The organism is Aeromonas sp. s6, assembly GCF_040907815.1.
Taxonomy (GTDB): Bacteria; Pseudomonadota; Gammaproteobacteria; order Enterobacterales; family Aeromonadaceae; genus Aeromonas; species Aeromonas caviae.
Map to the genome: position 1 here is coordinate 112,596 of NZ_JBFOCN010000123.1, position 10,080 is coordinate 122,675.

Sequence of the window (10,080 nt, forward strand, 5' to 3'; positions counted from 1 at the left end):
TCCTAACTTTTGGTTAATGTCAGGATTAATTGAATAATCCGGGGTGAAATTTCCTCCCAATCTCACTGGTGGAACAGGGCTTTGCCAGTGAGATCTGCCAGTCTCCCTTTTTGAGAATTAAATGCTAAAGGAGCACAATATTTTTAGATTTTAATACTACGTAGAAGTGATTTATCGATGAGTTTATCTGCAGACGTCTCACGGGAGCTGTCCGGTTCCCCCTCCACCATGGCCAGCACCGGCTGGCGTCGCCACGACACCCATTGGGTCATCAGCCTGTTCGGCACCGCCGTCGGCGCCGGCATTCTGTTCCTGCCCATCAACCTGGGTCTGGGGGGGATCTGGCCCCTCGTCATCGTCGCCGTGCTGGCCGGTCCCATGACCTTCTTGGCCCACCGCGGGCTGGCGCGTTTCGTGCTCTCGTCGTCGCGTCCCCAGGCCGACTTCACCGAGGTGGCCGAGGAGCACTTCGGCAAGATGGCCGGGCGCCTCATCTCGGCGCTCTATTTCCTCTCCATCTTCCCGATCCTGCTCATCTACGGCGTCGGGCTGACCAACACGGTGGAGAGCTTCATGGTCAATCAGCTCGGCCTGGCCTCCCCGGATCGGGTGATGCTCTCCGGCGTGCTGGTGTTCGCCATGATCGCCGTGATGCTGGCCGGCGAGAAGGCGATGCTGCGGGCCTTCGCCGTCATGGTCTACCCGCTGGCTGCGATCCTGCTGGCCCTCTCCTGCTACCTCATTCCCCAGTGGCAGTGGCCGGAAGTGACCGCCTTTGAAGGCGCCAGCTTCCTCAACACCGTCTGGCTGGCGCTGCCGGTCACCGTGTTCGCCTTCAGCCACGCCGCCGCCATCTCGGGCTTTGCCAACGTGCAGCGCCGGGAATACGGGGAGCAGGCCGAAACCAAGAGCGGCCTGATCCTGCGCAACACCACCGTCATGCTGGTGGGCTTCGTGCTCTTCTTCGTCTTCTCCTGCGTGCTGAGCCTCTCCCCGGCCCAGCTGGCCGAGGCCAAGGCCCAGAACGTCTCCGTGCTCTCCTATCTCGCCAACATCACCGACAACCCGGTGATCGTGACCCTGGGGCCGCTCATCGCCTTCATCGCCATCAGCTCCTCCTTCCTCGGCCACTTCCTCGGTGCCCGCGAGAGCCTGAAAAGCCTGATCGCCAAGCCCACCGGCCTGCCGCTGGCGAAGGCGGACAAGCTCGGCATCGCCCTGATGTTCTTCGCCATCTGGGGCGCCGCCATCATCAACCCGGGCATTCTGGGGTTGATGGAGACCCTCTCCGGCCCCGTCATCGCCATGATCCTCTTCATCATGCCGGTGGTGGCCATCTACAAGGTGGAGGCGCTGGCCCGTTTCCGTCACCGTTGGGTCAACGGCTTCATCCTGCTGACCGGTGCCCTGGCGGTTTCGGCCCTGCTGTTCAGCCTGCTGAAATAAGCCAGGCCGTCAGCATCAAACAAGAGAGGCGACCCCGGGGGTCGCCTCTCTTGCTTCTGCTTTCTGGTTGCCTTGCCGTGTCTCACCCCAGCTTGGCGCCATTCTCCACCGCCTGCTCGGGGATGGCGATCACCACGGCGCCATCCGGGCGATAGAAGCCGGTCAGCAGAAACTCCGACTGGATGGGGCCTATCTGCTTGGGGGGAAAGTTCACCACGGCGACGATCTGGCGGCCCACCAGATCCTCCGGTCGATAGAGGTCGGTGATCTGGGCGCTGCTCTTGCGCACCCCGATCTCGGGGCCGAAATCCGCCCACACCTTGTAGGCGGGGCGGCGCGCCTCGGGGAAGGGCTCGACCCGCACCAGGGTGCCCACCCTGAGCTCCACCATCTCGAAATCCTGCCAGCTTATGGTCTGCATCTTGGCTCCTCGTTGCTCATACCTTGCATGAGCCTCAGCATGCCTCGAATGCCCGGGGATTGTCTTCGGCAAAGAGCCGACCGATTACGGCAGGCGGCCGTTTTGCTGGCGCCAGAGGGAAGGAGTCAGTCCGGTCTCGGCCAGAAAGCGCTCGGCAAAGGCCCCCTGGTTCTGGTAGCCGCAGCGGCTGGCCACCTCGCCTATGGGCAGGGCGGTCTGGGCCAGCAGGGTGCGGGCCAGCGCCATGCGCCGCATCCTGAGGTAGTGGGAGACGCTCGTGCCCACCTGCTGGCGAAAGGCGTGTTTGAACTGGCTCAGGCCGAGGCAGGCGATGGCGGCGAGTTCCTCGTTGGTGAGGGGGTCTGCGAGGTGGGCTTCCATATGACGCTGCACCTTGGCGATACGAGGGGCTATGCGGGGAGCGACGGCGGGGCCCATGCCGCGTCCCTCGGTCAGCAGCCCGAGCCACACCTGATCCATGCCGGCCACGTAGCGCCCCTCGGCCACCATGCGGTGCAGGAAGGCGAGGTAGTGGCGCTGAGCCTCATCCAGCTCGACGAAGGGGTGGTCCCCCAGGGCTGCCGGCAGCCAGTGGCTCTCCTGCACCAGAAACACGTGCGCCGGGTCGGCGGCGTAGTCGTGGCGAAGGCCAGGGGCGATGATGCAGGCAAAACCGGGGGCGAGGCGACATCCCCGGCCCTGCACCTCGATCTCGAGGGGGCCGACGAGGGGGATCACCAGCTGGGCGTGGTCATGACTGTGGCTCTGTATGTCGCTCTGGTAGTGACGCAGGCTGAAGGGGGAGGTGGCAGATAAGCATGACGCGGCACCGGGCCGCGTCATTGAAAGGGATGCATCGTTTGCCATGGGCAGCCGCATTACTCGGCGTCGAAGTCTTCGATCTCTTTGCCAAGGGCTTCCATGATGGCGCGGGCCTCGGCGGGGACGCTGTCCGGATGATCCTTGCGCAGGTCGTCGTCACAGGGCAGCGGCTGGCCGGTGAAGGCGTGCAGGAAGGCTTCGCAGAGCAGCTCGCTGTTGGTCGCATGACGCAGGTTGTTCACCTGGCGACGGGTGCGCTCATCGGTCAACACCTTCAGCACCTTGAGCGGGATCGAGACGGTTATCTTCTTGACCTGTTCGCTCTTCTTGCCGTGCTCTGCATAGGGGCTGACGTAGTCGCCGTTCCACTCTGTACCCATGTTCCACCTGTAGTCGTTTGGCCGTGAGCGCGGATTTTAACCCTTAAGGAATTCAATGGCAATCCAACAGCAAAGCCATTTAGACGTCTAGAAGTGTTGACGGCTTTTTTAAGGTGGCGTAGTGTGGTGCACCATGGGCCGGCAGTCCGGCCAGCGAAAATGAGAGCGGGGCTGGACGACACGAGGCGGACCGGCTCCGGCAACCCATCAAGGAGAGTGACATGACCCACAAGGCCACCCTGGCGGTACGCACCGGGATTGAGACAGACACGCAGCACGGTGCCGTGGTGCCCCCCATCTACCTCTCCAGCAACTACACCTTTGCCGACTTTGGCGAGCCCCGTCAATACGACTATGCCCGTTCCGGCAACCCGACCCGCACCAATCTGGCGGACGCCCTGGCGGCCCTGGAAGGGGGAGCCGGCGCCGTGGTGACCGGCACCGGCATGGGGGCCGTTCACCTGGTGACCACGGCTCTGCTCAAGGCGGGGGATCTGCTGATCGCCCCCCACGACTGCTACGGCGGCACCTGGCGCCTGTTCGAGTATCTGGCGGCCAAGGGCCACTACCAGGTGCAGTTCGTGGATCAGGGAGACGAGGTGGCGCTGGCCGCCGCGCTGGCCCAGAAACCCGCACTGGTGTGGGTGGAGACCCCCTCCAACCCGCTGCTGCGGGTGGTGGACATCGCCGCCATCGCCGAGGCCTCCCACGGGGTGGGGGCCCAGGTGGTGGTGGACAACACCTTCCTCTCCCCCTTGCTGCAACAGCCTCTGGCCCTTGGTGCCGATGTGGTGGTCCACTCCACCACCAAGTACATCAACGGCCACTCCGACGTGGTAGGGGGTGTGGCGATCGCCAAGGATCAGGCTCTGGCCGACTCCCTGGTGTGGTGGGCCAACTGCCTGGGGCTCACCTCCGGTGCCTTTGACTCCTACCTCACCCTGCGGGGCCTGCGCACCCTGGCTCCGCGCCTGCGCACCCATCAGGAGAACACGGATCGCATCCTCGCCTTCTTGCAGCAGCAGCCGCTGGTCAAGCGGATCTATCACCCCAGCCTGCCGAGCCATCCGGGCCATGACATTGCGCGCCGTCAACAGTCCGGCTTTGGCGCCATGCTAAGTTTTGAGCTCGATTGCAACGAGACGGGGCTGCGCGCCTTCCTCGCGGGGCTGCGCCTCTTCTCGGTGGCGGAGTCCCTCGGCGGTGTGGAGAGTCTGGTGGCCCATCCGGCCAGCATGACCCACAGGGCCATGACCCCTGCGGCCCAGCAGGCGGCGGGTATCAGTGCCCAGTTGCTGCGCCTGTCGGTGGGGATCGAACACGGTGAGGATCTGGTGGCCGATCTGGCCCAGGGGTTTGAACAGGCGCAGTTGGCACAACAGGCAGAGCAGGTGAAGTAATGGAACAACAACAAGGAGAGTGTGTGGTGGCAACAGAGGCAGTCTTCAAGCGGCGCCATGTACACAAGTTCGGCGGCAGCAGCCTGGCGGATCCGGTCTGTTATCGCCGGGTCGCCAGCATCGTCGAGCAACAGGTGGGGGGCAACGAGCTGGTGGTGGTCTCCGCCGCAGGCAAGACCACCAACCGGCTGATCCAGCTGGTGGAGCTGGCGGAAGCGGGGGATGAGGCCGCAGGCGAAGCCATCACCGCCCTGCACGCCTATCAGCAGAGCCTGATCGACGGCCTGCTGGAAGGGGAACTTCACCTCGATCTGAGCCAGCAACTGACGGACGACATGCAGCTGATTGCCAAGACCCTGGAGGGGCAGTTTGACCGCTTCGAGCGCAACGGCCTGCTCGCCTTTGGCGAGGTGTGGTCCGCCCGCCTGCTGGCTGCCCTGCTCACCAGCCGGGGTGAGGTGGCCGCCTGGCTCGATGCTCGCAGTTTCCTGCGCGCAGAAGACGGCGCCCTCATCAAGGTGGATACCGCCCTCTCCAGCGAGCTGCTCAAGGCCCGCCTGGCCGAGCACGCCGGTCGCATCGTGGTGACCGGCTTCATCGCCGCCGACATGGAGGGGCGTTCCCTGCTGCTGGGGCGCAACGGCTCCGACTACAGTGCCAGCCTCCTGGCGGCGCTGGCGGACGGGGAGTCGACCACCATCTGGAGCGACGTGGCCGGGGTCTACAGTGCCGACCCGCGCCGGGTGAAAGAGGCTCGTCTGCTGGAGCGCCTGAGTCTGGCCGAGGCCAACGAGCTGGCGCGCCTGGGCTCCTCGGTGCTGCATTCGCGTACCCTGCAGCCGGTGGCCGACAGCCGCCAGCGCCTCACTCTGCGCTGCAGCTACAATCCGGACGAAGGCTGTACCCACATCCTGCGCCGTGCGCCCCGCTCCGGCGGTGCCCGCATCGTCTCCTCGGTGGATCAGATCGCTCTCATCGAGCTCAAGGTGTTGCCGCAGACGGACTTTGAGCAGACAGTGGCGGCCATCGAGGCCCATCTGGCCCGCCATCGCCTCCATCCGCTCACCCTGCAGCGCCAGCCGGATCGCCGGGTGCTGCGCCTCGCCTACACCCTCGAAGTGGCGGAGGGAGCCTTCGAGGTGCTCCGTGACTTCCAGTTGCAGGGCAACTTTACCGGCCTCATCCAGAAGGAGGGGTTCAGCCTGGTCGCCCTGGTGGGGGCCGGCGTCACCGACAATGCCGAGCAGTGCCACCGTTTCTACCAGCTGCTGGCGGATCAGCCTCTGGAGTTCGTGCAGGTGGCCAAAGACGGCCTGAGCCTGGTGGCCGTGCTGCGCCAGATCGTGCTGGAGCCGCTGCTCATCGCTCTGCACAGTGCCCTGTTCAGCCGCCCGACCCGGGTCGGGCTGGTGGTGTTCGGCAAAGGCAACATCGGCGGTCACTGGCTGGGGCTCTATGCCCGCGAGAAGGCGCGCCTCGAGCATGAGCTCAATCTGGCGCTCACCCTCTACGGGGTCTTCGACTCCAAGGGCGGGCTGTTGGACGAAGAGGGGCTGGATCCCCTCAAGGTACAGGACAACTTCCATCCCAAGCCGCTCATCTGGCCGGAGCTGCTCTCCCAGCTGGAGCAGCACAGTTTTGACTCCCTGATCGCGCTCGACATGACCGCCAGCGAGACGGTGAGCCGCTACTACCCGGACTTTGCCCAGCTCGGCATCCACATCATCGCCGCCAACAAGTTTGCCGGTGCCGCCGACAGCGAGTTTTACCAGCGCATCAAGCAGACCTGCCGCGACCATCAGGTGCAGTGGCGCTACAACGCCACCGTGGGGGCCGGGCTGCCCATCCAGTCCAGCATCCAGATGCTGCGTCAGAGCGGTGACCGCATCCAGGGGGTCTCCGGCATCTTCTCCGGCACCCTCTCCTGGCTGTTCCAGCAGTATGACGGCACTCGCCCCTTCTCCGAACTGGTGGACGAGGCGTGGCAACACGGCCTGACCGAGCCGGATCCCCGGGAGGATCTCTCCGGTCAGGATGTGCGCCGCAAGCTGCTCATCCTGGCGCGGGAGGCGGGCTTCGAGCTCGACTCCGCCGACATCGAGCTGGAGAATCTGGTGCCTGTCACGCTGCGCAAGGTGACCGCCGATCAGTTCATGGACAGGCTCAAGGAGCTGGATGACCCTATCCAGACCGCCTTCGAGGGGGCGCGCCGGGTCGGCAAGGTGCTGCGTTATGTCGCCCGCTTCGAGCACGACGGCAAGGCCCGCGTCGGGCTGGAGGCGCTGGAGCCCCATCACCCGTTTGCCAACCTCTTGCCCTGCGACAACGTGTTCGCCATCGAGAGCGACAGCTATCGCACCAACCCCCTGGTGATCCAGGGGCCGGGAGCGGGCCGGGAAGTGACGGCCGCCGCCATCCAGTACGATCTCTGGCAGATCTGCGCCAGCCTCTGAGGCTGCGTGACACGATGCAATGAGAAGAGGCGCCCCAGGGCGCCTCTTCTGTTATCGGGTAGCGGAGTTACCAGAACAGCCGGCCCAGGAGGGGGGCGAGCAGCACGGTGGCCATGCCGGCGATCATCATCACCATGCTGGAGACCACCCCCTCCTCGTTGCCCATCTGATAGGCCCTGGCTGTCCCGGCCCCGTGGGCCGAGGCACCAAAGCCCGCGCCCTTGCCAAGGCGGCTGCGGATGGCGAGCACGGTGAGCACGCTTTCTCCCACCGCCATGCCGATGACGCCGGTCAGCACCACGAACAGGGCGGTGAGATCGGCGTTGCCACCCACGGAACGGGTCGCCTCCACCGCGAAGGGGGTGGTGATGGATCTCATGGCCATGCTGCGTTGCAACAGCTCGGAGAGGTTGAGCCAGCGGGCCAGCAGCACTGTGCTGCCCACCGCCATCACCACGGACGCCACGACCCCGACCGAGAGGGAGAGCCAGTGGCGGCGCATCAGCTGGCGATTCTCGTAGACGGGCACCGCGAAGGCGACGGTGGCAGGGCCCAGCAGCCAGAGCAGCCAGTGGGATTCGGCCATGTAGTCCCGGTAGGGAATGTGGAACAGCATCACCACGGCCACCAGCAGGGTGGGGGCGAGCAGCAGCGGCATCAGGGGCAGGATGCGCTTTTTGCCATAGAGCCACTTGCTGGCGTAGTAGAAGAGCAGGGTCAGGGCGAAGCAGAGCAGGCCGAGCAGGGTGTCAGACATGGCGGCGACTCCGGCGGGCCAGCTTCAGCTCGAGGCGATAGACCCTGTCCACCACCAGCGCCGTGGTGCCGAGCACCAGCACGGTGCTGACGATCAGGACCACCATGATGCGCCACCCCTCCTGCAGCAGCAGCTCCTGATAGTTGACCACGGCCACCACGGCGGGGACGAAGAAGAGCAGCATCTCCGCCAGCAGCCAGCGGGCCCCGGCACTGAACCACTGGGCCTTGACCACTCCGAGCAGGATGCAGACCAGCAGCAGCAACATGCCGGTGAGGTTGGCGGGCAGGGGCAGGTGCAAGGTGCGCACTGCGATGTCGGCCAGCAACCAGATGGCCGCCAGCAGGGCGATTTGGAAGGGGGTTTGCAACCAGCGAAGGCAGAGGGTTTTCATGGCAAGCGTCTTTCTGTGAATCTGCTCACAGTATAGAGAGGGAGCAAACCTGCAAAAAATGAATTTAAATTATCAAAATCATGCCAAAGAGGCATGATTTAGCCAGCCATCCCCGTCAAGAGAGCACCATGGATATTCGAGCCCTGCGTTACTTCGTCGAGCTGGTGCGGGAGCAGAGCTTCACCCGCGCCTCCGAAAAGCTGTTCGTCACCCAGCCCACCATCAGCAAAATGATCCGCAACATGGAAGAGGAGTTGGGCCAGCCCCTGCTGAGCCGGGTTGGCCGCCGCTTCACCCTGACCGACAGCGGCCAGGTGCTGTTCAATCGGGCCCAGACCATCCTGGCGGAGATGCAGCAGCTGGAGGCGGAGCTGGCGGATCTGCAGAGCCTGCAATCCGGGCGTCTTGCCCTCGGCATCCCGCCCATGGTGGGCCATGTCTATGCGGATCTCATCCGTACCTATCGCAGCCGCTACCCCGGTGTGGAGCTCTCCATCGTCGAATATGGCGGGCGGCGCATCGAGCAGGCGGTGCTGGCGGGGGAGCTGGATCTCGCCATCACCATGCTGCCGACCAGGGAAGAGGGGGCTCTCTGCGCCCTGGAGCTGGACAGTTACCCCATCCGGGTGGTGCTACCGGACCTGCCCCGCTGGCGCGAGGGGGGCGAGATCCGGCTGGAGGCTCTGCGGGACGAACCCTTCCTGCTCTATACCCAGGCCTTCACCCTGAGCGAGCGGCTGGAGCAGGCCTGCGAGCAAGCCGGGTTCGTGCCTCAGGTGGCGGCCCGCAGCAGCCAGTGGGACTTCCTCACCGCCATGGTGCGAAGCGGCATGGGGGTCGCTTTCCTGCCGGAGCCCATCTGCCGGCGGCTGACGCCGGACGGCCTGGTGTTGCGCCCTCTGGCCCCGGCGCTGAGCTGGCGGCTCGGGGTGATCTGGCCAGGGGATCGCTACCTCTCCCGCACCGCCGAGGCCTGGCTTGCCCTGTGCCGCGAACAGGGCTGAAGAGCGGGTCAGGGGGTCCCCGGTGACGCCATGCCTGTGACGAAGCGGGCATAGGCTGCGGAGTGTCGCACCTCCTCAATCTCGTCCCACACCTGTTGGCTGAGATCGGGGTGGGCTTGATGGAAGGGGTGGGAGAAGATGAGGTAGTAGGGTTTTTCGACCAGGGGAGGGGTGATCCGCTCGAGTGTGGCCTGCAACTGCGGGTGGGCGGCCAGGGTCCGTTCTGCGACCCCGGTTTGCAGGGCGGCGGCAACGGCGCGCTGCATCGCGACCTTCTTGAGCAGGATCAGTGGTTCCCTGCTGGAGTCATCCACCCTGACACCGCTCTCCTGCAGCTGGGCGACGATGGAGAAACCGGACTGCGCCGCAATGACGCCAGGGGCGACGAGCTGCCGGCCATCCCAGCGAACCTGTCCGCCTTTTGGCTGGTAGAGGCTGTAGCTCTCGGTGAGCAGGCGCTTGGCGGGATCAGGTGCCCCCTGTCGCATGGGATAGACCCTGTCTCTTGATCAGATCTTGATCCCCTGTGCCATCAAATCCTTGGCGGCAAGAAAGCCATCCAGTTTACTTTGCAGGGCTTCCCAGCCTTCCCAGAGGGCGCCCCAGCTGGCAATTCCGGTTCGCTTGCTGTCCATAAAGCCCCCCAGTCTGGCTATCGCCATGTAGGCCCACTGCAAGCTCCCGGCGCGCTCTTTGCGCTTGCGTTTTCCCTTGTCCAGATAGCCCAGTAGCTGACATTCATCCGGGGTCAGCACCGTTTCTGCGGACTGGCTTTCTACGTGCTCCGCTTCTTTTAGCAGCCCTTGTGCCCTGAGCGCTTGCGGCAGGGTGAAGCTTTCTCTGAGCTGTAACAGCCTGACTGCAACAAACGAGAGGATCGAGACCATGCGCTCCAGATTATCCGGCTCCTCCATGCGTTGCCTCTCGGCTCCTGCTCCGGTTTTCCATGCCTTATGGAACTCCTCGATCCGCCAGCGATGGGTATAAATGTCGATGACGCGCA

At 64.7% G+C, this 10,080-nt stretch carries 11 protein-coding genes; 4 read left to right on the forward strand and 7 right to left on the reverse strand.

Annotation, left to right across the window (positions count from 1 at the left end; translation table 11 throughout):
* Positions 1–177: 177 nt before the first annotated feature.
* Complete coding sequence (locus AB5Y50_RS21215) at positions 178–1,446, forward strand: aromatic amino acid transport family protein (RefSeq protein WP_103261511.1); 1,269 nt, start codon at positions 178–180, stop codon at positions 1,444–1,446.
* Between the two features lie 82 nt (positions 1,447–1,528).
* Here AB5Y50_RS21215 and AB5Y50_RS21220 read toward each other — a convergent pair whose 3' ends face one another.
* From AB5Y50_RS21220 to metJ, 3 genes are all read right to left on the reverse strand, one after another.
* On the reverse strand, positions 1,529–1,867 hold the full coding sequence (locus AB5Y50_RS21220; RefSeq protein WP_103261510.1) for a tRNA-binding protein: 339 nt from the start codon (positions 1,865–1,867) through the stop codon (positions 1,529–1,531).
* An 84-nt stretch (positions 1,868–1,951) separates the two neighbouring features.
* A complete protein-coding gene (locus AB5Y50_RS21225; protein WP_103261946.1) occupies positions 1,952–2,710 on the reverse strand; it encodes an AraC family transcriptional regulator in 759 nt (252 codons plus the stop codon).
* Positions 2,711–2,745: 35 nt separating this feature from the next.
* A complete protein-coding gene (gene metJ, locus AB5Y50_RS21230) occupies positions 2,746–3,069 on the reverse strand; it encodes a met regulon transcriptional regulator MetJ (RefSeq protein ID WP_005327165.1) in 324 nt (107 codons plus the stop codon).
* A gap of 221 nt (positions 3,070–3,290) precedes the next feature.
* On the opposite strand from metJ, the gene metB reads away from it, so the two are divergent.
* Positions 3,291–4,469, forward strand: coding sequence for a cystathionine gamma-synthase (gene metB / locus AB5Y50_RS21235; protein WP_010675705.1), 1,179 nt, complete (start codon positions 3,291–3,293; stop codon positions 4,467–4,469).
* Positions 4,469–6,922: a bifunctional aspartate kinase/homoserine dehydrogenase II gene (locus AB5Y50_RS21240; RefSeq protein ID WP_319882946.1), complete on the forward strand. Its 2,454-nt coding sequence runs from the start codon at positions 4,469–4,471 to the stop codon at positions 6,920–6,922. Before metB ends, AB5Y50_RS21240 begins: the two co-directional genes overlap by 1 nt.
* Positions 6,923–6,989: 67 nt before the next feature.
* Here AB5Y50_RS21240 and AB5Y50_RS21245 read toward each other — a convergent pair whose 3' ends face one another.
* Together AB5Y50_RS21245 and AB5Y50_RS21250 are read right to left on the reverse strand one after the other, a co-directional pair.
* Positions 6,990–7,679, reverse strand: a complete 690-nt coding sequence (locus AB5Y50_RS21245) for an LrgB family protein (RefSeq protein ID WP_010675703.1) — start codon at positions 7,677–7,679, stop codon at positions 6,990–6,992.
* The gene (locus AB5Y50_RS21250; RefSeq protein WP_039040574.1) at positions 7,672–8,073 is read right to left on the reverse strand and encodes a CidA/LrgA family protein; all 402 of its coding nucleotides are present in this window, start codon (positions 8,071–8,073) and stop codon (positions 7,672–7,674) included. Before AB5Y50_RS21250 ends, AB5Y50_RS21245 begins: the two co-directional genes overlap by 8 nt.
* A 128-nt stretch (positions 8,074–8,201) precedes the next feature.
* Between AB5Y50_RS21250 and AB5Y50_RS21255 the strand changes: the two genes are divergently transcribed.
* Entirely contained in the window at positions 8,202–9,077 is an 876-nt protein-coding gene (locus tag AB5Y50_RS21255) for a LysR family transcriptional regulator (RefSeq protein WP_167826123.1), read from the forward strand.
* 8 nt (positions 9,078–9,085) lie between these two features.
* Here AB5Y50_RS21255 and AB5Y50_RS21260 read toward each other — a convergent pair whose 3' ends face one another.
* Together AB5Y50_RS21260 and AB5Y50_RS21265 are read right to left on the reverse strand one after the other, a co-directional pair.
* Positions 9,086–9,565, reverse strand: coding sequence for a hypothetical protein (locus AB5Y50_RS21260; protein ID WP_368163233.1), 480 nt, complete (start codon positions 9,563–9,565; stop codon positions 9,086–9,088).
* A gap of 21 nt (positions 9,566–9,586) precedes the next feature.
* On the reverse strand, positions 9,587–10,080 hold a 494-nt coding region (locus AB5Y50_RS21265), incomplete at its 5' end, for an IS4 family transposase (protein WP_368162502.1).